Raw genomic sequence first — 23,074 nt, forward strand, 5'->3', positions numbered from 1 at the left:
GCCGGGCCGTTGTGCAGGGAGGCTGGGCGTTCTGCAGGGAGCGCGGCGTGCTGTCGACACGGGGCGGCCGGAATTCCGCGGCGGACGAGGCGGTGCAGCGTTCCTTGAGGGCGGCGACCCTGCAGAACGCCGGGTGGTCCCTGCACAAAGGCCGCCGTCGTGGACAGCCGCGATGAGGCGGCCCGCCGTAGGCTGGGGGCATGGAATTCCTCGACGGCATCACGCTCACGGGCCTGACCGTGTTCGGCCGGCACGGCGTGTACGACCACGAGCGTGAGGACGGTCAGGACTTCGTCGTGGATCTGCGCCTGCACCTCGCGCTGCGCGCCGCCGCGGCGAGCGATGACGTCGCCGACACGGTGCACTACGGCGAGCTCGCCGAGCGCGTCGCCGCGATCGTCGCCGGAGAGCCGGTGAATCTCCTCGAGACCCTGGCGGTGCGGATCGCCGACGCCGTGCTCGAGGACGCGCGGGTCAAGATCGTCGAGGTCACCGTGCACAAGCCGCAGGCGCCCATCCCGCTCACCTTCGGCGACGTGTCGGTCACCGTGCAGCGCGTGCAGCACGGTCATGAGCAGCGCCCCCTGACAGGAGCAGCATGACGCCCCCGAGCCGTCCCCTCCCGCCCGTGCCCCGCGGTCGTCGGCTGCCGGCGCTCGACCCGCGCCCCGAGGAGGAGCCGGTCGAGGCCGTCGTGGCGCTCGGCTCGAACCTCGGCGACACGGCCGGCACCATCGACGAGGCCGTGCGCGCGATCCGCCGGCTGCCGCTCGTCGACGACGTGCGCGTCTCCCGGACCTTCACCACCGTCGCCCTGCGGCCGGACGGGCCCGATCCCGACGCGCCGGCGTTCGCCAACGCGGTCGCGATCGTCACCACCCGCCTCGCGCCGCAAGTGCTGCTCGGCATGCTGCATGCGATCGAGGAGGAGCACGGGCGCGTCCGCGCAGAGCGCTGGGGCGACCGCACCCTCGACCTCGACCTGATCACCTACGGCGATGCGCGCAGCGACGACGAGCACCTGCTGCTGCCGCATCCGCGCGCGTTCGAGCGCTCCTTCGTGCTGGAGCCGTGGCTCGACGTGGATCCGGATGCCGAGCTGCCGGGGCGGGGTCGGGTCGCCGACCTGCTCGCCGCCCTCGAGGACGGCTCATGAGGCGGATCTCCCCCGTGCTGCTGCTCGTGCTGGCGCTCGCCGGCGCGGCGGCGGGCTTCCTCATCGACCACGCGCTGACCACCGCGGGACGGCCGACCTTCACACCGTCGATCGTGCTGCCGATCTTCCTCGTCCTGCTCGCGGTCGCGGTGCTCGCGCTCGCCTGGCCGATCCGTCGCAGCACCCGCTCCGCCACGAGCCGTCGGGTCGATCCGTTCCGCGCGGTGCGGATCGCCATGCTGGCGCGCGCCTCGAGCCTGGTCGGCGCCGTGATCACCGGCTTCGGCGCGGGGCTCGGCGCGTACCTGCTCTCGCGGCCGATCACGCCGCCGATAGGCTCGATCATCGCGACCGCCGTCGCCGCGCTGGTGCTGACCATCGCGGCGGTGATCGCCGAAAGCTTCTGCCTGCTGCCCGGAGACGGGCCCCCCGACCCCGACGGCCAGAACGGGCCGCGCCTGGAGGACGACGATGACGATTCCCGAGCCGCCGCAGACACCGGGCACTGAGGCGACGCCGAAGACGGAGAACGCCGGACCGGCTTTCCTGCCGCCGTCCGCACACCCCGCGCCGTCTGCGGACGCCGCAGGGGCCGCGCACACTGCGCCGTCGGCGCACACCGCGCCGGCCGGCGCCCCGGTCCTCGACGAGGACACCTATCCCGCACTGCGCACCCCGACGGGGCGCGGCGCACTGGCGCTGGACGGGGCATGGCACCAGATCTCCCCGAAGTACGTGGTCGCCGAGGTGCTGCTGCGCGTGATCCTGCTCGTCGTCATCGCGGTCGGCGCCTACGCGGCGACGACGCTCCTGGCGCAGCCGTGGCCGTGGGCGTGGGCCGCCGCCGGCGTGATCGCGGTCGCGATCCTCATCGAACTGGTGATCCTGCCGCGCCAGGCGCGCGCGATCGGCTACATGCTGCGCGCTGACGACATCGTCTTCCGGCGCGGGATCCTGTGGCAGCGCATGATCGCCGTGCCCTACGGCCGGATGCAGCTCGTCGACATCACCCGCGGGCCGGTCGACCGTGCGTTCGGGATCGCGAAGCTCAAGCTCGTCACCGCCGCCGCGACCACCGGCGTCGAGATCCCGGGCATGACGGAGGACGCGGCCGAGGCCCTGCGCGACACCCTGATCGACGTCGCAGAGATGCGCCGGACGGGTCTGTGAGCATGCCGGAGGAGCAGCCGCACGGCGCGCACGGACCCGGTGCCGCGGCGCCCGTTCCGCAGACCGCGCCCGGGTCGTGGTCGCCCGCGACGGCGACGACGCTCGCGGACGGCGAATGGCACCGGATGCACCCGCTCACGCCGCTCATGAAGGGCGGGCTGGTGCTCGTCATCGTGCTCGGCTACCTGATCGCGAACCTGCGCGAGCGGATCCTGGAGTGGTTCATCTCGGTGGTCACGCCGGCACACGTGCCGAGCTTCGGGGGAGACCCCGTCGACTGGGTGGTCGACAACAACCTCGTGATCGTGGTGCTGCTCGGCGTCCTCGGACTCGCCGTGCTGCTCGTGGCGCTGTTCTGGCTGTCGTGGCGCTTCCACCAGTTCCGCATCACCGACGCCCACGTCGAGGTGCGCAAGGGCGTGATCTTCCGCGCTCACCGCCGAGCTCCGCTCGACCGGGTGCAGGGCGTGAACCTGACCCGTCCGTTCCCCGCGCGTCTCATCGGGCTGGCGAAGCTCGAGGTCGACGGCGCAGGAAACGACGCCAACGTCCCGCTGGAGTACCTCTCCACCGCCAAGGCCGAGTCGGTGCGCAGCGACATCCTCCGCCTGGCCTCGGGGGCACGGCACGCGCGGGAGGCGACCAGGGGCGCGGCCGATCCGGCGGCGGCGCGCACCATGCGCGCCCAGCTCGCGGCCTCGATGGACGCGGGTGTCACCGGGCTCATCGCCGGGGTCGACCTCGACGACATCGCGCCCGAGCACGTGCTGCGGATCCCCGCGGGCCGCCTTGTCGGCTCGCACGTGCTGTCGGGCCTCGTCTGGCTCGCGGTGTTCGGGGCGATCTTCGTCGCCGCGATGATCGGGATCCTGCCCGGGGTCATCGCCGATGCGGGTCCGGCCGCGGGCGCGATCGCCGGCGGGATCGCGCTGGCGATGGGGATCCCGCTGCTGCTCGCGTCGATCGCCGTCACCTGGAGCCGGATCGCGCGGGCGCTGCGCTATTCGATCGCGCCGACGCCGGACGGGGTGCGGATCACGTTCGGCCTGTTCACGACCGTGACCGAGACGATCCCGCCCGGACGCATCTTCGCGGTCGAGGTGATGCAGCCGCTGCTGTGGCGCCCCTTCGGCTGGTGGTCGGTGCGGATCAACCGGATGAGCGGCAAGACCGCGTCACAGCAGCAGTCCAGCCAGGCGCAGCAGTTCAACATCGTGCTGCCGGTCGGTGTCCGTGCCGATGTGGAGCGGGTGCTGGGCCTCATCCTGCCGGATGTCCCTGCCGACGTGCTGCCCCTGATCTGGGAGCAGGGCGTGCTCGGCCCGGTGGCCGACGACCCGTACGCCACGATCCCGCCCCGAGCCTGGTGGCGCCGGCCGCTGTCCTGGCGGCGCCAGGGCGCTGCGCTGACGGACTTCGCCCTGCTGCTGCGGCGCGGGCGCATCTGGCGGCAGCTGGCCGTGTTCCCCCTCGCGCGGATCCAGGGCTTCTCGCTTCATCAGGGCCCGATCGATCGTGTCCAGGGCGTGGCCAAGGCGCAGGCGCACTCCGCGATCGGTCCGGTGCGCGGCGGCGTCTCCGGGCTGGACGCCGAGGTTCTGCTCGGCATGCTGAACACGCTGCCGGCAGCTGCGGCCCGGGCGGCCGCCGCCGATCGCGCGCACCGCTGGGCGGAGGGGCGCGAGGCGGTCCCCGCTCCGGGCGGCCCCGTCCCGGACGTGACCACGGACGCCGCGGGCCACGGCCTTCCGAACGGCCTCGGCGGAACCGGGGAGCGCGCCTCGTGACCCGGGCGGGACGGCTCAGCGTCGGCATCGTCGGCGCCGGACATGTGGGACCGGTGATCGGTGCGGCGCTCGCCGGTGCCGGGCATGCGCTCGTCGGGGTGACGGCGGGCTCGGACCCCGACCGCACGGCCGCCGTGCTGCCCGGGGTCGCGGTGATGGAGCCGCCCGAGCTCGTCCGCGCCGCGCAGCTCGTGGTGATCGCGGTGCCGCACGACCAGCTCCCCGGGCTCGTGTCGGGGCTCGCCGAGCTGGGCGCCTGGCAGCCGGGGCAGCTCGTGCTGCACACCGATCCCGCGTACGGCACCGATGTGCTGGAGCCGGCGGTGCGGAGCGGGGCGATCCCCCTCGCGGTGCATCCGGCGATCTCCTTCACCGGCACCACGCTCGACCTCCGGCAGCTGCAGGCGTCGTACGCGGCGGTGACGGCGCCCGCGATGGTGCTGCCGATCGCACAGGCGCTCGCCGTGGAGCTCGGGTGCGAGCCCGTGGTGATCGAGGAGGCGGATCGCCCGGCCTACGCGGAGGCGATCGCGACCGCGTCGGAGTTCGCGCGATCGATCGTCGGGCAGGCGACCGGGATCTTGCGCGGCATCGGGGTGGAGAACCCCGGTGGCTACCTGTCGGCGCTCGTCTCGTCAACGTTCGATCGTGCGCTGCGCGAGGCGTCCTCGCCGGATCCGCTCTCCCCTCCGGACCTGGGCTGACCGGGCTGTCGGGTGCGGGGCTCCCGGCGCGGTCTCGGCGCAGCGGGAGCGCAGGCGCGCGCCGGTAGACTTGTCGGCGACTTCCGAGGAGCCCCACCCATGACTGACGCGCCGGCGCCGACCCCCGACAGCAGCGACCCCGCGGAGGGTCCCACCGCGGAGGACACCTTCGAGCAGCGGGCGGTGCGACTGGCCAAGCGCGAGCGCCTGATCGCCGATCGCGCCGACGCCGCCGGCGGCGCGTTCCCGGTGGCCGTGCCGGTGACGCACACGATCCCGCAGCTGCGCGCCGAGTACGGCGAGCTCGAGCCGGGCGCCGAGACGGGCGTCACCGTCGGCGTCGCCGGACGCGTGGTCTTCAGCCGGAACACCGGCAAGCTCTGCTTCGCCTCGCTGCAGGCCGGCGACGGATCCCGGATCCAGGCGATGATCTCGCTCGCCAACGTGGGGGAGGAGTCCCTCGCACGCTGGAAGGAGCTCGTCGACCTGGGCGACCACGTGTTCGTGCACGGCGAGGTCATCTCCAGCCGGCGCGGCGAGCTGTCGATCATGGCCGACGACTGGGCGATCGCCTCCAAGGCGATCCTCCCGCTGCCCAACGCCTACGGCGAGCTCAGCGAGGAGGGCCGCGTGCGCAGCCGCTTCCTCGACCTGATCCTGCGCGACCAGGCGCGGAGCACCGTGCGCGCCCGCGCCGCGGTGAACGCGAGCCTGCGCCAGACCTTCACGAGCCACGGCTTCCTCGAGGTGGAGACCCCGATGCTGCAGGTGCAGCACGGCGGTGCCTCGGCACGCCCGTTCATCACGCACTCGAACGCCTTCGACACGGAGCTGTACCTGCGCATCGCGCCGGAGCTCTACCTCAAGCGCGCCGTCGTCGGCGGGATCGAGCGCGTCTACGAGATCAACCGCAACTTCCGCAACGAGGGCGCCGACTCCACGCACAGCCCCGAGTTCGCGATGCTCGAGGCCTACCAGGCCTACTCCGACTACAACGGGATCGCCGATCTCACGCAGGAGCTGATCCAGAACGCCGCGATCGCCGTCGCCGGCTCCACGCTCGTCACCTGGGCCGACGGCACCGAGTACGACCTGGGCGGCCAGTGGGACCGGATCTCCATGTACGGCTCGCTGTCCGAGGCCGCGGGGCGCACGTTCACGCCGTCCGACCCGGTGGCCGAGCTCATCGCTTTCGCGGAGGCGAACGGCGTCGAGGTCCCGCCGCATGCCACCCACGGCAAGCTCATCGAGGAGCTGTGGGAGCACTTCGTCAAGGGCGGCCTGGAGCGGCCGACCTTCGTCATGGACTTCCCGGTCGACACCTCGCCGCTCGTGCGCGATCACCGCTCGATCCCGGGCGTGGTGGAGAAGTGGGATCTCTACGTGCGCGGCTTCGAGCTCGCCACCGGCTACTCGGAGCTCGTCGACCCGGTCATCCAGCGTGAGCGCTTCATCGAGCAGGCCAAGCTCGCCGCGGGCGGCGACCTCGAGGCCATGCGGGTCGACGAGGAGTTCCTGCGTGCCCTCGAGCACGGCATGCCGCCGACCGGCGGCATGGGGATGGGCATCGACCGCCTGCTCATGGCCGTGACCGGCCTCGGCATCCGCGAGACCATCCTCTTCCCGCTCGTGAAGTGACGCGCTGCGCCGTCGCGCTCTCATGATGCGGCGGTGCGGAACGCCCAGTCGGGCAGCACGCCGGCGTCGATGACGGCGCGCAGCAGCTGCGCGAACGTAAGCCCCGGCTCGACCTCCTGTGCCTGATCCAGGTATCGGACGGCGTGGGTCGAGCGACCGGTCGCCCACGACAGCCACGCGACCGCCGCGAGCGGGCCGCCCCGGGCCTGCCGCGGCGCGAGCGCGACCGTACGGCGCAGCAGGGTCAGCGCCACCCCCAGCCGGTCGAGGTCGGGGCGCGGTCCGTGCCCGATCAGGATCCCTCCGACGTCGACGGGAACCTCGCGGCCGGTGGCCGTGTGGCACAGCTGCGCCGCCAGCGCCCGGTCGCCGTGCTCGATGCTGCTCGCCCACTGCACGAGGGCGACGTCGCGCAGAGCGGGACGGTTCAGGATCCAGATCAGCGCGGCGGCCGCGAACGGCGACGGCGTCTCGGGCGCGTCGAGCAGCTCCTCCAGGAAGGACGGCAGATCGTCGAGCAGGGCGGCCGTCTCCTGTGCTCGCGGATCGACGCGGTCGACGGCGGTCGGGAGTGTGCGCCGGGGTCCGGCCGGGCCCAGCACCCGCTCCAGCGAGATCAGCGCCCTCCCGACCGACTCCGTGGCGAACAGTCCGGGCTCGGGGAGGTCCGTGCCGCTGAACTGATCCGGCGCAGGGCCGGCGAACCCCGGGACAGGGGGAGGCGCGGGGACCTCGGCGAGCGGATGCGGAGGCGCCAGCGGATCCCGGTAGTCGCGCCAGGCGCTCGCGCCGACGTGCAGCGCCTCGATGACGTGAAGCCCGCGGGCGACCGCCTCGCGGAGGAGCGCACCGACCAGGTCGGGGACCGGCGGGCCCTCACCGGTCGCCGTCTGCTCGGTGCCGTCGGCATAGACGGCGATCGCGAGGCCGTCCGCCTCGGGGATCCGGCGCACGAGCCCGAGGGCGGTCGCGGCGAACTGCTCGACGGTGGGGGACGGCACGCCCCCGGCGTCCGAGTCGCCGGCCGGAGGGAGGTCGAAGCGCAGCGCGCCCGCGGTGCGCGAGCGGCGGAACGGCAGCAGCACCACGGAATCGCGGGGCGTGAAGCCGGTGAGGACGGGGATGGCGGCGAGCAGCTCGGCGGCGCCCGCGGCGTGGACGATCGTTGTCATGGATCCACGATCGGCACCCCGTCGGATCCGATTCCGCGTCAGGAACGGAACGGGGGAAAGAATCCTCCCGGATCCGATTGTGCGGACCGATCGGGAGTCGCCCGGGCCGTGGCGCGGCGTACGGTGCCGCGGGGGCCGGGCTGCGCCGGCCCCCGCGGGCGTTCAGGCGGCGGCGCGCAGCCCGTCGACGAGCGTCGTGGTGGGGCGCCCGATCAGGCGCGCGAGCGTGCCGTCGGTCTCGGCGAGGTCGCCGCGGCGGATGTCCGCGTCGAGCGTGGTCACGAACCAGATCGTCCCGGAGTCCAGCCCCGCGCCCTCCAGCGCGGCCGTGTGCTCCTCGGTGCTCAGCGGCGTGTACCGCACGTCGCGACCGGTGACCTCGGCTGCCGCGGCGGCGAGCTCGTCGAAAGTCCAGGCGACATCGCCGCCGAGCTCGTAGACCTGGCCGAGGTGGCCGTCCTCCGTGAGCACCACGGCGGCCGCCTCCGCGAAGTCGACGCGGCTGGCCGAGGCGATCCGACCGTCGCCGACGCTGGCCGCGATGACGCCGGTCGCCTTCGCCCGCGCGACGTCCGCGGCGTAGTTCTCGGTGTACCAGTTGTTGCGGAGGATGACGGCGGGGATCCCGGAGGCCGCGATCGCCTCCTCGGTGGCCTTGTGCTCCGGCGCGAGCACCAGATCGCTGGTCGTCGCCTTCGGGGCGCTCGTGTAGACGAGCTTCGCGACGCCCGCGTTCTTCGCAGCGTCGATCACGGCCTGGTGCTGCGGGGCGCGCTTGCCCACCTCGCTGCCCGAGACGAGCATCACGGCATCCGCACCCGCGGCCGCCGCCGCGACGGTCTCCGGCACGTCGTAGTCGAGTGCGACGACCTGCACGCCCTGCGCCGCGAGGTCGGACGCCTTGGCGATGTCGCGCGCGCCCGCTCGGATGCTCGACGCTTCGACGCCGCGGGCGAGGAGGCGGTCGATGATGAGGCGGCCGAGGTTGCCGGTGGCACCGGTGACGAGGATGGTCATGGCGTTCCTTTCCTAGAGGGTTCGCTCCTCGCAACGCCTCGTGGATCCGTCACCTTCCCGAAGAGAGGTACCCACTTTCCGGTAAGGTACCCACATGACGGTTAGTTTTGCGCAGATCCGGTCGTCTCAGGACCGGCTTTTCGAAGAGGGCTGCCAGACCCGCGTCGTCCTGGACCACATCATGAGCAAGTGGGGCGTCCTGGTGCTCTCGGCGCTGTCGGACGACACCCTGCGCTGGGGCGAGCTGCGCCGTCAGGTCGACGGCATCAGCGAGAAGATGCTCGCGTCGACCTTGCGCACGCTCGCCTCGGACGGCCTCGTGCACCGCGAGTCGCTCCCCGCCGTCCCGCCCCACGTCGAGTACAGCCTGACCCCGCTCGGGCGCGACCTCATGGAGAGGATGCTCCCGCTCGTCGCCTGGGTCGCCGAGCACGCCGAAGAGATGGTCTAGCCCCACGCCGCATCCGACCGCCGGTGCGCCCGGGAGCAGGGCGGCGGCCGCCGCTCTCAGCCGGCGCACCGGACCCGCGGGTAGGATCGAGGCATGGACGAGTTCTGGGTGGCGGCCGCCTGGTCGGTGATTCCCACGATCGTCGTCTGCGTCGTGTTCTGGTTCGTGCTGCGGGGGATCCTGCGCTTCGACCGCACCGAGCGGCAGACGCACGCGCGCATCGAGGCCGAGGAGCGCGCCGCCCGCGGCCTTCCGCCCCGCGCCTCCTGACGCGCCGCTGAGCGCGTCCGGGAGCGCCGCCGACCGATCGTCCGGCGATGAGCCGCCTCCGGGCGTTGTCCGCGTCAGCCGCTACTGTGGGACGAAGTCGCCGATCGGCGGCGCACCCCGGCTCAGGAGTACGTGCATGACGCCCGATGCGTGGCCCTGGTGGATCGTCGCCTTCGGCATCGCGGTCGACATCACGATCCGCGTGATCGCGATCATCGTGGTGCCCCGCAACCGTCGTCCCACCGCCGCGACGGCCTGGCTCCTGGCCATCTACTTCATCCCCTACATCGGGGTGCTGCTGTTCCTGCTGATCGGGAATCCGCGCCTGCCGCGCGCACGGCGCAAGAAGCAGGAGCTCATCAACGAGACGATCGCCGAGGTCACCAAGGATCTGCATCTCGGCACCCCGCGTCCCGGCACCCCGGAGTGGCTGGGATCGCTCATCGGGATGAACCAGCGTCTCGGCGCACTGCCCCTGTCCGGCGACAACGGCGCGCACCTCATCTCCGACTACCAGACCTCGCTCGACACGATGGCCGACGCGATCCGCAGTGCACAGAAGTACGTGCACGTGGAGTTCTACATCCTGCAGTCGGACGCCTCCACCGACAACTTCTTCCGTGCGATGGAGGAGACCGCCGCGCGGGGCGTGCCGGTGCGCGTGCTGCTGGACCACTGGGCGAACCGCTGGAAGCCGCGGTACAAGCAGACCATCCGCCGCCTCGACGCGATGGGGGCCGACTGGCATCTGATGCTCCCGGTGCAGCCGCTGAAGGGGCGCACCCAGCGCCCCGACCTGCGCAACCACCGCAAGCTCCTCGTCGTCGACAGCGAGGTCGCCTTCCTCGGGTCGCAGAACGTGACCGACTCGACCTACAACCTGCCCAAGAACATCAAGCGCGGGCTGCACTGGGTCGACCTCATGGTCCGCGTCGACGGCCCGGTCGTCGCCAGCGTCAACGCGGTGTTCCTCTCCGACTGGTACAGCGAGACCGACACCGTGCCCGAGACCGTCGACTTCATCCCCCTGGGCAGAGGATCCGGAGACCTCGACTGCCAGATCGTGCCGTCCGGCCCCGGTTTCGAGGCGGAGAACAACCTGCGGCTGTTCCTCGGCCTGCTCTACGGCGCGCGGCGCAAAATCATGATCGTGAGTCCGTACTTCGTGCCCGATGAGGCGCTGCTGCTCGCGGTGTCCACGGCCTGCGACCGCGGTCTGCAGGTCGAGCTGTTCGTCTCGGAGGAGGGCGACCAGGCCGTCGTCTACCACGCGCAGCGCAGCTACTACGAGGCGCTGCTGCGGGCCGGCGTGCGGATCTGGATGTACCGCAAGCCCTACATCCTGCACACCAAGAGCCTGACGATCGACGACGACATCGCCGTCATCGGATCCAGCAACATGGACATGCGCTCGTTCGGTCTCAACCTCGAGATCTCGATGCTCGTGCGCGGCGAGGAGTTCGTGCAGGAGGTGCGCGCGGTGGAGGACCACTACCGGGCGCTGAGCCGCGAACTCACCCTCGAGGAGTGGCTGCAGCAGCCGCTGCGGTCGACCGTGCTCGACAACCTGGCCCGCCTCACCTCCTCGCTGCAGTAGTCAGGAGGACGGGTGCGCGGCCCATAGCCCGGACGCGCGCGCCTGGATAGCATGAGCCCATGAGGATCCGCATCGCTCTGACCGCCGCGGCGCTCGCCGCCTCGATGTCCCTCGTGCTGGCCGCATGCGCGCAGCTCGAACCCGTGAACGCACCGATCCCGACGGATCGGGCGACCACGGCGCCGGAGCCGTCCACCGACCCCTCCGCGGCCTGGCTCGACGGCGGCCACGGGATCGGCCTGGTGACGTTCGGCTCCTCCTCGCTCGCCTGCACGCCGGCCGTGCAGGACGTGAAGGCCGAAGGGCAGACGGTCACGGTGACGCTCGCCGAGCAGGACCCGAACGCGGTGTGCACGGCCGACTTCGCGCCACGGGCGACGTACGTCGCGGTGCCCGAGGGCATCGACGCGTCCAAGGACGTGACGGTGGCGTTCGACGGCGCGGGCGCACAGGGGCGGCTGACGCTGGCGGGAAGCAGCGCGCTCGGCGCATCGACGCAGGGCAAGCCCAGCGCCGGCTGGTTCTCGTCGACCGGGATCGTGCTGCTGACCTGGGGATCCTCGACCTGCCCTCCCGTCGTCTCCGACCTCGCGGAGGAGAAGGCCGGCGCGACGGTGACGTTCCAGGCGGACGCGACCAAGCCCTGCACCATGGACTACGTGCCCCGGCTCACCGTGCTCGGCGTGAACCCGCCGACGGACCCGTCGGACTACACGCTCACGCTCAAGGGCGGGAACCTGGACGGCGAGGTGAAGGTCCTGGGCTGACCCGGCTCACGCCGGGCTGATCACGTGCCCCGGCGGCACCGCGATGAGCAGCGCGCCGGGGTCGATGCGGCAGCGGATCCGCACCGCCTCGCCGAACTCGTCGCCGTCGAGCTCGACCGGCGCGGGCTCGGTGGTCGCGGCCTCGGCGTCGCGCCCGCGCAGATAGTGGATCGAGCTGCCGGATCCGGTGAGCTCGATCATCCGCCGGCCGGCCTTGCTGCGGCGCAGCACCGAGTTCTGCCACCAGACGGTGCGCCACACCGCCAGCCAACCGAAGGGTCCGCGCGCCTGGATGACCGCCACGTCGAGGTCGCCGTCGGTGATCGACGCGTCGGGGATGAGCGCGATGCCGGCGGGAAGGGCGCCGCAGTTGGCGAACAGCATGCTGTGCACCTTGACGGAGTGCAGCCGGCGGTCCTCGACCGCATACATGATGCGGAACGGCTTGGCGCCGGGCAGGGAGCGCGCTGCGCCGTCGACGTAGGCGACCCACCCGACCGACTTCTTCAGCCCCGGGCGGGTGTTCGCGATCATGTGCGCATCGAGGCCGATGCCGGCGAGCACGACGAAGCCGTGCTCTTTCACCTCGCCGTCGGCACGCGTCAGTTCGGCCCAGCCGATGTCGACCGGATGGCGGTCGCCACGGAACACCGCGTCGATCACGGCGGACGGGGCGTCGAGGGCGAGGCCCAGGTTGCGTGCGAGCAGGTTGCCGGTGCCGCTGGGCACGATCGCGAGGGGGACGCCGGTGCCGGCCATCGTCTCGGACACGGCGCGCACGGTGCCGTCCCCGCCCGCGACGAGCACGGCCGCGGCGCCCTGGTCCAGCGCGGAGCGCGTCGCGCTCTGACCGGGATCCTGCACCGTCGTCTCGAGGACCAGGGGCTCGTCCCAGCCGGCCTCGGCGGACAGCGAGCGCAGCAGGCCGACGAGCCGTGGGGCATCGGCCTTCACCGGGTTGACGACGAGCGCGGCGCGCGGGCGTCCGGCGTCGTCATCCATGCGCTCAGCCTAGTCCGCGGCCCACGGGGGCCCGCCGTGCGACGCCCTAGACTTGACGGGTGATCGACCTCGCCCTTCTCCGCGACGAGCCCGAGCTCGTCCGTCAGTCCCAGGCCGCGCGCGGCAACGCGCCGGACACCGTCGACGCGGCGATCGAGGCCGACCGATCGCGTCGTGCGGCGCTCTCCGCGTTCGAGGAGCTGCGCGCCGAGCAGAACGCGTTCGGCAAGGAGGTCGCGAAGGCGCCGAAGGAGGAGAAGGCCGCCCTCGTCGCTCAGGCGAAGGACCTCGCCGAGCGCGTGAAGCAGGCGCAGGCCGCGTCGAACGAGGCTTCCGAGGCCGCCGCCGAGGCGCTCGCCCAGATCGAGAACATCGTCATCGACGGCGTTCCCGCCGGCGGCGAGGACGACTTCGTCGAGCTGCGCCGCGTCGGCGAGACCCCCACGTTCGACTTCGAGCCGCGGGACCACCTCGCGATCGGCGAGCTGCTGGGCGCGATCGACATGGAGCGCGGGGCGAAGGTCTCCGGCGCCCGCTTCTACTTCCTCACCGGCATCGGTGCGCGCCTCGAGATCGCCCTCATGAACCTCGCCCTCGACAAGGCGCTCTCCGCCGGCTTCACCCCGATGATCGTGCCCACGCTGGTGCGGCCGGAGGTCATGCAGGGCACGGGCTTCCTCGGCAAGCACGCCGACGAGGTCTACCACCTGGACAAGGACGACGACCTCTACCTGGTCGGCACGAGCGAGGTCGCCCTCGCGGGCTACCACATGGGCGAGATCGTCGATCTGTCGCGCGGTGCGCTGCGTTACGCGGGCTGGTCGACCTGCTACCGCCGCGAGGCCGGCTCCTACGGCAAGGACACCCGCGGGATCATCCGCGTGCACCAGTTCAACAAGCTGGAGATGTTCGTCTACACGACTCCGGAGGACGCGGAGGCGGAGCACCTGCGCCTCGTCGCGCTGCAGGAGGAGATGCTCACCGCGCTCGGCCTGTCGTACCGGGTGATCGACGTCGCCGCCGGGGATCTCGGATCCAGTGCGGCGCGGAAGTACGACATCGAGGCGTGGGTGCCCACCCAGGGCGCGTTCCGTGAGCTGACCTCCACGTCGAACTGCACCACGTATCAGGCGCGGCGGCTCGACATCCGGCATCGTCCGGAGGCGGCCGAGGGAGCCGCGAAGACGCAGCACGTGGCCACGCTGAACGGAACCCTCGCGACCACCCGATGGATCGTGGCGATCCTCGAGACGCATCAGCAGGCCGACGGATCCGTCCGCGTGCCGGAGGTGCTGAGGCCGTACCTCGGCGGGCTCGAGGTGCTGCGGCCGCTCGGCGCGGAGACCGCGGGCGCGGACGCATGACGTCGCCCTGGCTCATCGCCCTCGACATCGACGGCACGATCCTGCTGCAGGACGAGACGATGAGCCCGGGCGTGGTCGACGCCGTGGCCCGCGCTCGCGACGCCGGGCACGAGGTCATGCTGGCCACCGGGCGCAGCTGGATGGGGACGCACCGCTTCCTCGACGCCCTCGCGATCCGGCCGGAGTACGTCGTGTGCTCCAACGGCGCGGTCACGATGCGCCGGAAGGACGACGTGACCGGCGGCCCGGCCGCGGAGGGCTACGAGCGCTGGAACGTCGAGACGTTCGACCCGACCGCGGTGCTGGAGCTGCTGCACGAGCGTCTGCCCGATGCGCGGTACATGGTGGAGCTCGGATCCGGTCAGCGCCTGTACACGGCGGAGCTGGACGACTGGACGCTGGACGGCGGACGCGAGGTCGAGTTCGCCGAGCTCGGCGCCCAGGAGGTGTCGCGCGTGGTCGTCGTCTCCCCGGGGCACGACGAGGACGACTTCCACCGGCTCGTGCAGGACGCGGGCCTCAACGAGGTGTCGTATGCGATCGGCTGGACCGCATGGCTCGACATCGCCCCGCGGGGCGTCGACAAGGGCACCGCGCTCGCGCGGGTTCAGGAGGCGCGCGGCGATGCGGGAGACCGGGTGTTCGTCGCCGGAGACGGCCGCAACGACCTGGGGATGTTCTCCTGGGCACGCGGGATCGGCGGCCGGGCGGTGGCCATGGGACAGGCGCCCGACGAGGTCATCGCGGCGGCGAGCGAGGTCACGGACGACGTCGAGGACGGCGGACTCGCGGCCGCGATCGAGCGCATCGTGCTCTCGGTGCCCGCGGCGGGCTGACCCGTTCCCAGGGGTGACCTGGGCATTCACTCAGGGGTCGCCCAGGCGGTCGCGGCACAATGGGGGAGCGCTCACCGGGCGCGACCGTGTTCTCCGTTAGACTCGACGCCTGATCGGCGTGCGCAGGCACACCGAGGGAGAGTTGTCCGAGCGGCCGAAGGACCTGGTCTTGAAAACCAGTGAGTAGCAATACTCCGTGGGTTCGAATCCCACACTCTCCGCGAGTGAGCGCAGGGTGGCGCGATTCCCCCGCAGATCCGTGAAAGGCATCGAGTGAGCGTGACGTCCCGAACCCGGCGCCCGGTCGCGGCGCATGGGCAGCTGAGCCGCCCGAGTGCGTGGAGCCAGCTCCTCAAAGTCCTCGGCATCGCGATGGCCGTGGTGCTGGTGTCCGGCGTCGGCGTCGCGGCCTATGTGGGCTACGACCTCACGCACACCTACGTCGCGAAGGCGGTGACGCTCGACGGCGAGTCGTCGGTGCCGCCGGACATCGGCGCGATCAAGGGCGGCGTGAACATGCTGCTCGTCGGCAGCGACGCCTGCGAGCCGGAGTTCGCGGCCGAGTTCGGCGACCGCTGCTCCGATCCCGAGAACGCCGGCGAGCGCAACGACACGAACCTGCTGCTGCACATCTCGGACAGCCCGCGACGCGTGACCGTCATCACGTTCCCGCGCGACCTGATGGTTCCGATCCCGTCGTGCATCGACTCCGACGGGAACGACACGAGCCCGGCCTCGAAGCAGGCGATCAACACGACCCTGGAGACCGGCGGGCCCAAGAACGGCCTCGCCTGCGTGGCCCGCACCATCAGCAAGCTCTCCGGCCTCGACATCCAGTTCGCGGCGAAGATCACCTGGGGCGGCGTGATGAAGGTCACCGACGCGATCGGCGGCGTCGACGTGTGCGTCGCCAACGGCATCACCGACCCCGACACCGGGCTGAACCTGGAGGCGGGCACCCACACGCTGCAGGGCTACTGGGCGCTGCAGTTCCTGCGCACGCGGCACGGCGTCGGCGACGGCAGCGACCTCGGTCGCGGCAGCAACCAGCAGGTGTACATGTCGTCGCTCGCGCGCAAGATGGTCTCCGCGAAGGTGCTCGGAAACCCCGGCACGCTGCTGAAGCTCGCGAACACCGTGATGTCGAACGTCACGCCCAGCACCACCCTGACCAGCCCGACGCTGCTCGTGCAGATCGCCCTGGCGATGAAGGACGTGCCGCTGGACCAGATCAACTTCGTCAACTACCCGGTGTTCACCGACCCCGACGACCCGAACAAGGTCGTCCCGGACTACGACAGCGCCGACCAGCTCTGGGCCGCACTCGCCGCGAACGAGCCGATCCAGGTCACCGGACAGCGCAGCGATGCGGTCGTCTCCGCGACTCCCGCGCCGACGGATCCGGCGACGGGCCCGAGCGCGGGCCAGGGCGCGACGACCGACCCGTCCGCGACGCCCACCCCGGGCGCCACCTCGGGCCCCGTCGAGCTGTCGAAGAACATCTCGGGCCAGTCCGCCGCGCAGCAGACCTGCTCGAACGGCAACGGCTTCTCCGGCTGACGTCTACCGGGGCGCCCCTGCACGCCGCTGCCCGGTCGGCCACGACTCGGCGGTCGGTTCGCAGCATCCCGAAGCGTCCGTTAGGATGGTCCCTGGTGTTCGGCGAGCCGGACATCTGGAGACGTCGCATAGTCAGGCCTAGTGCACCACCCTGCTAAGGTGGAGTCCTCGCAAGGGGACCGAGGGTTCAAATCCCTCCGTCTCCGCCATGAAACCCCCGGTCGATCCGGGGGTTTTCGCGTTGATCCGCGCCGCGTCGGGTGTGCGGGCAGGAACCCGAGGGCCGGCCGCCCGACGCGATCTACCTGGCGTCGAACTCGCGGCGCAGATACTGGGGCGCCTGCACCCGCCATGCCTCGGTCACGAGCTCGACGAGATGATCGTCGTCGATGGCCCGCATCCGGAACGCGATCTTCGGCTCGCCCCACCGTGTCGTCCGGCGGAGGAACACGTCGGGCGCCATTTCGCGCAACGCGAGCGCATCGAGCTCGTCGGCGACCTTCACGCCGACCACGAGCTCGGACGCGATGACCTCACGGAGGTCTTCCGGGATGCTCGGCCAGGGCGAGCATCCCCAGGTGAAGAGCTTGTTCCGGACGAACCAGGCGGCACCGCCGGTCATCGCGCGCTCCTCGCTCCCGGGCAGGCGGGCGGCGACACGACGCAGATCATCGAGCGTGGCCATGCGTCGAGACTAGGCGCCCCCTCGGACACGAACGGAGTCGTCCCGGATCTCGGTCGGTCCTCGGGTGATTGCGGCTCTCGCGTCCTGCGGGGAAGAAACATATACCTCCAAGTGGAGGTTTCTGATACTCTGGCCGCACGGGCAGGGAGTGCCCGTGCCCTTGCAGAGAAGGAAGGTCACCGTGGCCCTGCCGGAAACCTCGGTTCAGCTGTACACACTCGCGGCGGAGTTCTCCGCCGACATGTCGGGCTCGCTCGACAAGCTCGCGGCCATCGGGCTGCGCAACGTCGAGGCGTTCGACTTCGTGCGCCGCCCGGACGAGATCCGCGCCGCCCTGGACGCGTCGGGGCTCGCCTCGCCGACCGGGCACGCGCCGCTGCTCTCGGACGAGCTGTGGACGCCGGACGGATCCATCCCCACGCCCGCTCCCGAGGTCGTCTTCGAGGCCGCCGCGAAGCTCGGCATGACCACGGTCATCGACCCGTTCGTCGCGCCGGAGCGCTGGTTCACGCTCGACGGCGTCACCGAGATCGCCGACCGTCTCAACGCACTGGCCGATACCGCGGCCGGCTTCGGCCTCGCCGTCGGCTACCACAACCACGCGCAGGAGTTCGTGGCCGACTTCGACGGCCAGAGCGCCTACGAGCGCTTCGTGGCGCTCACCGACGCGCGGGTCGCGCTCGAGCTCGACCTGTACTGGGCGCTCGTCGGCGGGCAGGACGTCACCGCCCTCGTCTCCCGCCTGGGCGACCGTCTCGTCGCCGTGCACGTCAAGGACGGCATCGCGCCCGAGAGCAACCCGTTCGCCCCGGGCGCCGCCGAGTTCGGCTCGGACAGCCTCGACCAGCGCCACGCGGGCGACGGCGACGTGCCGCTCGCCGATGCCCTGCGCGCGGCGTCGGCGGTGCAGTACGCCGTCATCGAGTACGACAACGCGCCGGGTGACGTCTTCGCGGACATCGCCGCGAGCTACGCCTTCCTCACCGACGGCGGTCTCGCCCGATGAGCGCGGTCGGGATCGGCGTCATCGGCGTCGGCGTCATCAGCGACACCTACCTGCAGAACCTCGCACGGTTCCCCGACACCGAGGTGCTCATCGTCGGCGACCTGCTGCTCGACCGCGCGCAGGCGCAGGCCGAGAAGTACGGCGTGCCGGCGTTCGGATCCGCCGACGACGTGCTGGCGCACCCCGGCGTGGACCTCGTGATCAACCTCACCATCCCCGCCGTGCACGTGGAGGTGTCGCGTGCCGCGATCGCCGCGGGCAAGCACGTCTGGACGGAGAAGCCGCTCGGACTCGACCGCGACGGCGCGGCCGCGCTGCTGCGCGAGGCCGACGCGGCGGGGCTGCGCGTCGGATCCGCCCCCGACACCCTGCTGGGCCCGGGGTTCCAGGCCGCGCGCAGGGCCATCGAGAGCGGCGTGATCGGGCGCCCGCTGTTCGCACAGACCGCTTTCCAGACCCAGGGCCCCGACCTGTGGCACCCGAGCCCCGCGTTCCTCTTCGCCGAGGGCGCGGGCCCGCTGCTCGACATGGGGCCGTACTACTTCTCCGCGCTCGTGAGCCTGCTCGGCCCCGTCGCGAGCGTCGCGGCCGTCGGCAGCAAGGCGCGCGAGGAGCGCGAGATCCGCACGGGTCCGAACGCCGGAACCCTGTTCCCGGTCGAGGTGCCCTCGACGATCCAGATCGTCACGGCCTTCGAGCAGGGCGCCCAGGCGCAGAGCCTGCTGAGCTTCGACTCCGCGCTGGAGCGCCACGGCATCGTGGAGATCCACGGCACCGAGGGCACGATCGTGATCCCCGACCCCAACATGTTCGCGGGGCGGATCGCGTACGTGAAGCCGCTCGGCGTGCTGCGCGACGGCATGTCGTTCGAGCAGGAGTGGGTGGAGATCTCCCACGAGGACATCGAGATCGGCCGCGGCCTCGGCGCCCTCGACATGGTGCGCGCCATCGCCGCGGACAGGCCGCACGTCGCCTCCGGCGAGCTGGGCTTCCACGTGCTCGACGTGCTGCTGTCCGCCCAGGAGTCGGCCCGCACCGGACGCGCCGTCGCGGTCGAGAGCACCGTCGGCCCCGTCCCGCTGCTGCCCGAGGGCTTCGACCCCTTCGTCGCCACGCTCTGAACCGGAGCACGGTGATGGCCAGGGGAGGAACGATTCCCTCCCCTGGTCATGTTTCCCTCCCCGTGTTCGCGCGTTTGCGGGGAGGGAAAGGTGGTGCGGGGAGGGAGACAGGATCCTGGATCACCGCTCAGTCGGTGGCGCCGCCGGAGAGCAGCCGGTCCAGCATCTCGAGCGCGGCCTCGTGGTCGACCGTGTCGTCGAGCAGCCACTGCGTCTGCAGTCCGTCCGACGCGGCGATGACCAGTGCGGCGACGAGCTCCGGATCCAGGTCCGCGCGCAGCTCTCCCGAGGCCTGGAGTCGCCGCACCTGGGCGGCCATCGCGGTGCGGATCCGGGCGAAGCGCTGCGTGATGAACTCCTGCGCGGCCTGGTGCGTATCCTCCAAGGCGGTCGACACCAGGGTCGAGTACAGCTGCACGAGGCCGGGGATGCGGCGGTTGCGCTCCGCCGCCGTGCGCATCGACAGGGCGGGACGGACGTCTTCGGGGAGCGGATGCGCCGCGTCCGTCGCGCTCTCCGACGCGCGATAGACCTCGACGAGCAGCTCCTCGAGCGATCCGAAGTAGTGCGTCAGCGCCGCGTGCGTGACGCCGACCTCCTGGGCGATCGCGCGCAGGCTCGTCTTCTGCGAGCCGCGCCGGGCGAACACCTCGATGGCCTTGTCCAGGATCTCCTGGCGGCGGGCGATGCCCTTGCGGTAGCGGCCGGTGCTGCGGGGCGCTGCGGAGGATTCGGCCATCACCCGATGATACCGAGGGCGTCGTGCGGGCTGGCGGGGAAGACAGCGGCATGGAAGGCTCTCTGATCGGGGCGCCGACGGGCGCCGGGATCCGAGCCGCGCGGACGGCGGAGGATCGCAGGAGAGGATGCAGCGCATGGCGGTCGAGCCGGGGATCTATCAGCACTTCAAGGGCGCCCGATACGAGGTGATCGCCGTCGGACGGCACAGCGAGACGGAGGAGCAGCTGGTGTTCTACCGCAAGCTCTACGACGACTACAGCCACTGGGCGCGGCCGCTCGCGATGTTCGAGGAGCACGTCGACCGCGACGGCTACCGCGGCCCCCGGTTCACGCGCATCGCCTGAGCCGCCACCGCGTGCCGAGCGCCGGATCGGCTGCGACCCCCTGCGCTGTGTCCGTGCGGTGCGCCATGATGGCTGCATGGCCGAGATCAAGACCCAGCCCACGGCCGCCGACGTCTCGGCGTTCCTCGAGGCGGCGACTCCGGAGCGTCGCAGGATCGACGGACTCGCGCTCGCCGGGATCTTCGGCGAGGTGACCGGTGCCGAGCCCGTGATGTGGGGACCGAGCATGGTCGGCTACGGCACGTACCGCTACCGCGGCGCGAGCAGCGAAGGGGACTGGCCCAGGGTGGCCTTCTCGCCCCGCAAGGCGCAGCTCTCGCTGTACGGGCTGAAGGATCTGCCCGAGGGCGCCGCGCTCCTCCCCAGCCTCGGGACGTTCACCGAGGGGCGCGGGTGCGTCTACGTGCGCAAGCTCGACGACATCGATCTCGGCGTGCTGCGGCGGCTGATCGCGATCGCCTGGGATCGCGACGACGACCCGGAGCGCTGAAGCCATGACCGACGACCGTGCCGCCGCCTTCCTCGCCCTGCACCGGGGCACCGGGTTCGTGCTGCCCAACGCCTGGGATCCGGGATCCGCGCGGATCCTCGCCCAGCTCGGCTTCCCCGCGATCGCGACCACGAGCGCCGGGATCGCGTGGTCCCTGGGCGTGCCCGACGGCGGGGCCCTCGACCTCGACACGATGCTCGAGAAGGTCGCGGCGATCGTCGCGGCGGTCGACGTGCCGGTGACCGCGGATCTCGAGGCGGGCTACGGCGACGATCCGCAGGACGTCGCGCGCACCGTCCTGCGCGCGACCGACGTCGGCGTGGTCGGGGCCAACCTCGAGGACGCGGTGGACGGCGTGCTGTTCGGCATCGATGAGGCGGCCGAGCGGATCGCGGCGGCCCGCGACGCGGCGCCCCGCAGCACGTTCGTGATCAACGCGCGCACCGATGCGTACTTCCGGTCCGGCGTCCACGATCCGTTCGACGAGACCGTCGCGCGGGCGCAGCGCTTCGTCGAGGCCGGAGCGGACTGCGTGTTCGTGCCCGGTGTGAACGACGAGGAGACCGTTCGGCGCCTCGCCGCGGAGATCCCGGCCCCGCTGAACATCGTGGCGGGACTCGCCGCGCACCTCATCCCCGTGCCCGAGCTCTTCGCCCTCGGCGTGAGACGGGTGAGCCTGGGTGGGAGCATTGCACGAGTCGCTCTCACCGCCGTCGAGCGCGCGGGGCGCGAGCTGCTCGAGAGCGGCACGCTGGGCTTCCTCGACGGGGCCCTTCCGTACGCAGAGGTGCAGCGCCGGTTCGCCGACGGAGTGTGAACCGGCGCCGCCGACCTCAGCGGCCGATGCTCGACATGTCGGCGTAGCGGTCGCCCGCGGCCGAGGGCAGCGCCCCGAGCGCGGCGAGCTGCTCCTCCGAGAGCACGAGCGCATCCGCGGCGACGTTCTCCTCGAGACGGGAGACCCGCTTCGTGCCCGGGATCGGTGCGATGTCGTCGCCCTGTGCGAGCACCCACGCGAGGGCGACCTGGGCAGGGGTCGCGTCGAGCTCGGCGGCGACCTCTTCGACGGCATCGACGATGCGCAGGTTCGCGTCGAGGTTCTCGCCGACGAAGCGCGGGTTGCTCCGGCGGAAGTCGCCGGCGTCGAGGGTGTCGGCGGAGCGGATGGCGCCGGTGAGGAAGCCTCGCCCGAGCGGGGAGTACGGCACGAGGCCGATGCCCAGCTCGCGCAGCACCGGCAGCAGCTGCTCCGCAGGATCCCGGGTCCACAGCGAGTACTCGGTCTCCAGCGCGGTCACCGGATGCACCGCGTGCGCACGGCGCAGGGTCTCCTCACCGGCCTCCGAGAGCCCGTAGTGCAGGATCTTCCCCTCGGCGACCAGCTCGGCCAGGGCGCCCACGGTGTCCTCGATCGGCGTCTGGGGATCCATCCGATGCTGGTAGTAGAGATCGATCCGGTCGGTGCCCAGGCGGCGCAGCGACCCCTCGACCGAGCGGCGCACGTTCTCGGGGGAGCCGTCGAGCCGGCGGCCGCCGTCCGTTCCCGGCAGGATGCCGAACTTGGTCGCGATCACGACGCCGTCGCGTCGCCCGGCGAGAGCTCGGCCGACGAGCTCCTCGTTCGTGTGCGGGCCGTACATCTCGGCGGTGTCGAGCATGGTGACGCCGAGGTCGAGCGCGCGATGGATCGTGCGGATGGACTCGGCCTCGTCCGTGTTCGCACCGGAGTAGAAGGCCGACATCCCCATGCAGCCGAGGCCGAGCCGGCCGACGGAGAGGGTGCCGAGAGTCGCGTTCTTCATGAGAGCCTTTCGGAGTAGAGGGCGATCTTGATGTCGATGGCGCCGAGGGCGTCGTCCAGCTCCGCCCGCCGGGCCAGCACCGTCTCGCGGTGCTCGCGCAGCAGGGCGAGACGGGCAGCGCTCGTGCCGTCTCCGGCACGGGCGAGCTCGACATAGCGCCGGAGCGTGGCGATCGGCATGGCGGTGGAGCGGAGCTTGCGCAGGAACCCGAGCCACGCGATGTCGTCGTCGGTGTAGCGCCGGCGATCGGACGATTCGCGGTCCACGGGCGCGAGCAGGAGCCCCTCGCGCTCGTAGTAGCGCAGGGTGTGCGCGGTCAGCCCGAGCTCGTGCGCCGCCTCGGAGATCGAGCGCGTCGTGGTGGTTTCCGGCATGTGCCTCACGCTACGACTTC

The 23,074-nt window shown here is 71.8% G+C and carries 26 protein-coding genes and 2 tRNA genes; 21 read left to right on the forward strand and 7 right to left on the reverse strand.

What is annotated here, in order from left to right; all coding sequences use genetic code 11:
* Positions 1-200: 200 nt before the first annotated feature.
* From folB to lysS, 7 genes are all read left to right on the forward strand, one after another.
* Entirely contained in the window at positions 201-602 is a 402-nt protein-coding gene (folB, locus tag NFX31_RS02280; RefSeq protein ID WP_045248819.1) for a dihydroneopterin aldolase, read from the forward strand.
* Complete coding sequence (gene folK / locus NFX31_RS02285; RefSeq protein WP_262956662.1) at positions 599-1,156, forward strand: 2-amino-4-hydroxy-6-hydroxymethyldihydropteridine diphosphokinase; 558 nt, start codon at positions 599-601, stop codon at positions 1,154-1,156. Before folB ends, folK begins: the two co-directional genes overlap by 4 nt.
* Entirely contained in the window at positions 1,153-1,665 is a 513-nt protein-coding gene (locus NFX31_RS02290) for a DUF3180 domain-containing protein (protein ID WP_045251488.1), read from the forward strand. The genes folK and NFX31_RS02290 overlap by 4 nt, the downstream gene beginning before the upstream one ends.
* Positions 1,628-2,326 (forward strand): PH domain-containing protein, encoded by a 699-nt coding sequence (locus NFX31_RS02295; protein WP_262956664.1) that lies wholly within the window; start codon positions 1,628-1,630, stop codon positions 2,324-2,326. The genes NFX31_RS02290 and NFX31_RS02295 overlap by 38 nt, the downstream gene beginning before the upstream one ends.
* A 2-nt stretch (positions 2,327-2,328) precedes the next feature.
* Positions 2,329-4,113: a PH domain-containing protein gene (locus NFX31_RS02300; RefSeq protein WP_262957234.1), complete on the forward strand. Its 1,785-nt coding sequence runs from the start codon at positions 2,329-2,331 to the stop codon at positions 4,111-4,113.
* Positions 4,110-4,817 carry a DUF2520 domain-containing protein gene (locus tag NFX31_RS02305; RefSeq protein ID WP_045251489.1) on the forward strand — a complete coding sequence of 236 codons (708 nt, stop codon included), beginning with the start codon at positions 4,110-4,112 and terminating at the stop codon, positions 4,815-4,817. Before NFX31_RS02300 ends, NFX31_RS02305 begins: the two co-directional genes overlap by 4 nt.
* A 99-nt stretch (positions 4,818-4,916) precedes the next feature.
* The gene (gene lysS / locus NFX31_RS02310; protein WP_045251490.1) at positions 4,917-6,455 is read left to right on the forward strand and encodes a lysine--tRNA ligase; all 1,539 of its coding nucleotides are present in this window, start codon (positions 4,917-4,919) and stop codon (positions 6,453-6,455) included.
* Positions 6,456-6,475: 20 nt separating this feature from the next.
* Here lysS and NFX31_RS02315 read toward each other — a convergent pair whose 3' ends face one another.
* Together NFX31_RS02315 and NFX31_RS02320 are read right to left on the reverse strand one after the other, a co-directional pair.
* Entirely contained in the window at positions 6,476-7,627 is a 1,152-nt protein-coding gene (locus NFX31_RS02315; RefSeq protein WP_262956666.1) for a DUF4192 domain-containing protein, read from the reverse strand.
* A 162-nt stretch (positions 7,628-7,789) separates the two neighbouring features.
* Positions 7,790-8,644, reverse strand: coding sequence for an SDR family oxidoreductase (locus NFX31_RS02320; protein ID WP_262956668.1), 855 nt, complete (start codon positions 8,642-8,644; stop codon positions 7,790-7,792).
* A 94-nt stretch (positions 8,645-8,738) separates the two neighbouring features.
* On the opposite strand from NFX31_RS02320, the gene NFX31_RS02325 reads away from it, so the two are divergent.
* The 4 genes from NFX31_RS02325 to NFX31_RS02340 all read left to right on the forward strand — a co-directional run bounded on the left by NFX31_RS02325 (position 8,739) and on the right by NFX31_RS02340 (position 11,729).
* On the forward strand, positions 8,739-9,095 hold the full coding sequence (locus NFX31_RS02325) for a winged helix-turn-helix transcriptional regulator (protein WP_045251493.1): 357 nt from the start codon (positions 8,739-8,741) through the stop codon (positions 9,093-9,095).
* A 93-nt stretch (positions 9,096-9,188) separates the two neighbouring features.
* Positions 9,189-9,365 carry a hypothetical protein gene (locus NFX31_RS02330; RefSeq protein WP_169748240.1) on the forward strand — a complete coding sequence of 59 codons (177 nt, stop codon included), beginning with the start codon at positions 9,189-9,191 and terminating at the stop codon, positions 9,363-9,365.
* Positions 9,366-9,501: 136 nt separating this feature from the next.
* Complete coding sequence (gene cls / locus NFX31_RS02335) at positions 9,502-10,962, forward strand: cardiolipin synthase (protein WP_045251494.1); 1,461 nt, start codon at positions 9,502-9,504, stop codon at positions 10,960-10,962.
* Between the two features lie 59 nt (positions 10,963-11,021).
* The gene (locus tag NFX31_RS02340; protein WP_262956672.1) at positions 11,022-11,729 is read left to right on the forward strand and encodes a hypothetical protein; all 708 of its coding nucleotides are present in this window, start codon (positions 11,022-11,024) and stop codon (positions 11,727-11,729) included.
* Positions 11,730-11,735: 6 nt separating this feature from the next.
* Here NFX31_RS02340 and NFX31_RS02345 read toward each other — a convergent pair whose 3' ends face one another.
* Complete coding sequence (locus NFX31_RS02345) at positions 11,736-12,731, reverse strand: diacylglycerol/lipid kinase family protein (RefSeq protein WP_091478881.1); 996 nt, start codon at positions 12,729-12,731, stop codon at positions 11,736-11,738.
* A gap of 59 nt (positions 12,732-12,790) precedes the next feature.
* On the opposite strand from NFX31_RS02345, the gene serS reads away from it, so the two are divergent.
* From serS to NFX31_RS02370, 5 genes are all read left to right on the forward strand, one after another.
* Positions 12,791-14,095: a serine--tRNA ligase gene (serS, locus tag NFX31_RS02350; RefSeq protein WP_091478879.1), complete on the forward strand. Its 1,305-nt coding sequence runs from the start codon at positions 12,791-12,793 to the stop codon at positions 14,093-14,095.
* Positions 14,092-14,931 carry an HAD family hydrolase gene (locus NFX31_RS02355; protein WP_045251498.1) on the forward strand — a complete coding sequence of 280 codons (840 nt, stop codon included), beginning with the start codon at positions 14,092-14,094 and terminating at the stop codon, positions 14,929-14,931. Before serS ends, NFX31_RS02355 begins: the two co-directional genes overlap by 4 nt.
* 136 nt (positions 14,932-15,067) lie before the next feature.
* Positions 15,068-15,152, forward strand: a tRNA-Ser gene (locus NFX31_RS02360).
* Between the two features lie 58 nt (positions 15,153-15,210).
* A complete protein-coding gene (locus NFX31_RS02365) occupies positions 15,211-16,491 on the forward strand; it encodes an LCP family protein (protein ID WP_338101484.1) in 1,281 nt (426 codons plus the stop codon).
* Positions 16,492-16,608: 117 nt separating this feature from the next.
* A tRNA-Ser gene (locus tag NFX31_RS02370) sits at positions 16,609-16,700 on the forward strand.
* Positions 16,701-16,792: 92 nt separating this feature from the next.
* Here NFX31_RS02370 and NFX31_RS02375 read toward each other — a convergent pair.
* Positions 16,793-17,176, reverse strand: coding sequence for an MmcQ/YjbR family DNA-binding protein (locus tag NFX31_RS02375; protein ID WP_262956678.1), 384 nt, complete (start codon positions 17,174-17,176; stop codon positions 16,793-16,795).
* Positions 17,177-17,357: 181 nt separating this feature from the next.
* On the opposite strand from NFX31_RS02375, the gene NFX31_RS02380 reads away from it, so the two are divergent.
* Both NFX31_RS02380 and NFX31_RS02385 read left to right on the forward strand, forming a co-directional pair.
* Positions 17,358-18,182, forward strand: coding sequence for a sugar phosphate isomerase/epimerase family protein (locus NFX31_RS02380; protein ID WP_262956680.1), 825 nt, complete (start codon positions 17,358-17,360; stop codon positions 18,180-18,182).
* A complete protein-coding gene (locus NFX31_RS02385; protein WP_045251513.1) occupies positions 18,179-19,303 on the forward strand; it encodes a Gfo/Idh/MocA family protein in 1,125 nt (374 codons plus the stop codon). The genes NFX31_RS02380 and NFX31_RS02385 overlap by 4 nt, the downstream gene beginning before the upstream one ends.
* 127 nt (positions 19,304-19,430) lie before the next feature.
* Here the strand turns inward: NFX31_RS02385 and NFX31_RS02390 are convergent, their stop codons facing one another.
* Positions 19,431-20,042 carry a TetR/AcrR family transcriptional regulator gene (locus NFX31_RS02390; protein ID WP_091478768.1) on the reverse strand — a complete coding sequence of 204 codons (612 nt, stop codon included), beginning with the start codon at positions 20,040-20,042 and terminating at the stop codon, positions 19,431-19,433.
* A gap of 136 nt (positions 20,043-20,178) precedes the next feature.
* Between NFX31_RS02390 and NFX31_RS02395 the strand changes: the two genes are divergently transcribed.
* The 3 genes from NFX31_RS02395 (at position 20,179) to NFX31_RS02405 (ending at position 21,695) form a co-directional block, all read left to right on the forward strand.
* Positions 20,179-20,388: a DUF1653 domain-containing protein gene (locus tag NFX31_RS02395; protein WP_045251515.1), complete on the forward strand. Its 210-nt coding sequence runs from the start codon at positions 20,179-20,181 to the stop codon at positions 20,386-20,388.
* Between the two features lie 76 nt (positions 20,389-20,464).
* Positions 20,465-20,878: a DUF1801 domain-containing protein gene (locus NFX31_RS02400; protein ID WP_045251516.1), complete on the forward strand. Its 414-nt coding sequence runs from the start codon at positions 20,465-20,467 to the stop codon at positions 20,876-20,878.
* A 4-nt stretch (positions 20,879-20,882) separates the two neighbouring features.
* On the forward strand, positions 20,883-21,695 hold the full coding sequence (locus NFX31_RS02405; RefSeq protein ID WP_262956683.1) for an isocitrate lyase/PEP mutase family protein: 813 nt from the start codon (positions 20,883-20,885) through the stop codon (positions 21,693-21,695).
* A 16-nt stretch (positions 21,696-21,711) separates the two neighbouring features.
* On the opposite strand, the gene NFX31_RS02410 is transcribed toward NFX31_RS02405, so the two are convergent.
* Positions 21,712-22,680, reverse strand: a complete 969-nt coding sequence (locus tag NFX31_RS02410; RefSeq protein ID WP_091478760.1) for an aldo/keto reductase — start codon at positions 22,678-22,680, stop codon at positions 21,712-21,714.
* Positions 22,677-23,054, reverse strand: a complete 378-nt coding sequence (locus tag NFX31_RS02415) for a MerR family transcriptional regulator (protein WP_091478757.1) — start codon at positions 23,052-23,054, stop codon at positions 22,677-22,679. Before NFX31_RS02415 ends, NFX31_RS02410 begins: the two co-directional genes overlap by 4 nt.
* Positions 23,055-23,074 lie beyond the last annotated feature (20 nt).

It is taken from the genome of Microbacterium azadirachtae (assembly GCF_025583665.1).
Taxonomy (GTDB): domain Bacteria; phylum Actinomycetota; class Actinomycetes; order Actinomycetales; family Microbacteriaceae; genus Microbacterium; species Microbacterium azadirachtae.

Coding starts and splice junctions, on each gene's coding strand:
- NFX31_RS02315 (WP_262956666.1), bottom strand. CDS start 7,627: ATGACAACGATCGTCCACGCCGCGGGCGCCGCCGAGCTGCTCGCCGCC.
- NFX31_RS02295 (WP_262956664.1), top strand. CDS start 1,628: ATGACGATTCCCGAGCCGCCGCAGACACCGGGCACTGAGGCGACGCCG.
- NFX31_RS02385 (WP_045251513.1), top strand. CDS start 18,179: ATGAGCGCGGTCGGGATCGGCGTCATCGGCGTCGGCGTCATCAGCGAC.
- NFX31_RS02300 (WP_262957234.1), top strand. CDS start 2,329: ATGCCGGAGGAGCAGCCGCACGGCGCGCACGGACCCGGTGCCGCGGCG.
- NFX31_RS02395 (WP_045251515.1), top strand. CDS start 20,179: ATGGCGGTCGAGCCGGGGATCTATCAGCACTTCAAGGGCGCCCGATAC.
- NFX31_RS02325 (WP_045251493.1), top strand. CDS start 8,739: ATGACGGTTAGTTTTGCGCAGATCCGGTCGTCTCAGGACCGGCTTTTC.
- NFX31_RS02410 (WP_091478760.1), bottom strand. CDS start 22,680: ATGAAGAACGCGACTCTCGGCACCCTCTCCGTCGGCCGGCTCGGCCTC.
- NFX31_RS02330 (WP_169748240.1), top strand. CDS start 9,189: ATGGACGAGTTCTGGGTGGCGGCCGCCTGGTCGGTGATTCCCACGATC.
- NFX31_RS02345 (WP_091478881.1), bottom strand. CDS start 12,731: ATGGATGACGACGCCGGACGCCCGCGCGCCGCGCTCGTCGTCAACCCG.
- NFX31_RS02375 (WP_262956678.1), bottom strand. CDS start 17,176: ATGGCCACGCTCGATGATCTGCGTCGTGTCGCCGCCCGCCTGCCCGGG.
- cls (WP_045251494.1), top strand. CDS start 9,502: ATGACGCCCGATGCGTGGCCCTGGTGGATCGTCGCCTTCGGCATCGCG.
- NFX31_RS02390 (WP_091478768.1), bottom strand. CDS start 20,042: ATGGCCGAATCCTCCGCAGCGCCCCGCAGCACCGGCCGCTACCGCAAG.
- folB (WP_045248819.1), top strand. CDS start 201: ATGGAATTCCTCGACGGCATCACGCTCACGGGCCTGACCGTGTTCGGC.
- NFX31_RS02290 (WP_045251488.1), top strand. CDS start 1,153: ATGAGGCGGATCTCCCCCGTGCTGCTGCTCGTGCTGGCGCTCGCCGGC.
- NFX31_RS02340 (WP_262956672.1), top strand. CDS start 11,022: ATGAGGATCCGCATCGCTCTGACCGCCGCGGCGCTCGCCGCCTCGATG.
- folK (WP_262956662.1), top strand. CDS start 599: ATGACGCCCCCGAGCCGTCCCCTCCCGCCCGTGCCCCGCGGTCGTCGG.
- lysS (WP_045251490.1), top strand. CDS start 4,917: ATGACTGACGCGCCGGCGCCGACCCCCGACAGCAGCGACCCCGCGGAG.
- NFX31_RS02415 (WP_091478757.1), bottom strand. CDS start 23,054: ATGCCGGAAACCACCACGACGCGCTCGATCTCCGAGGCGGCGCACGAG.
- NFX31_RS02355 (WP_045251498.1), top strand. CDS start 14,092: ATGACGTCGCCCTGGCTCATCGCCCTCGACATCGACGGCACGATCCTG.
- NFX31_RS02320 (WP_262956668.1), bottom strand. CDS start 8,644: ATGACCATCCTCGTCACCGGTGCCACCGGCAACCTCGGCCGCCTCATC.
- NFX31_RS02400 (WP_045251516.1), top strand. CDS start 20,465: ATGGCCGAGATCAAGACCCAGCCCACGGCCGCCGACGTCTCGGCGTTC.
- NFX31_RS02405 (WP_262956683.1), top strand. CDS start 20,883: ATGACCGACGACCGTGCCGCCGCCTTCCTCGCCCTGCACCGGGGCACC.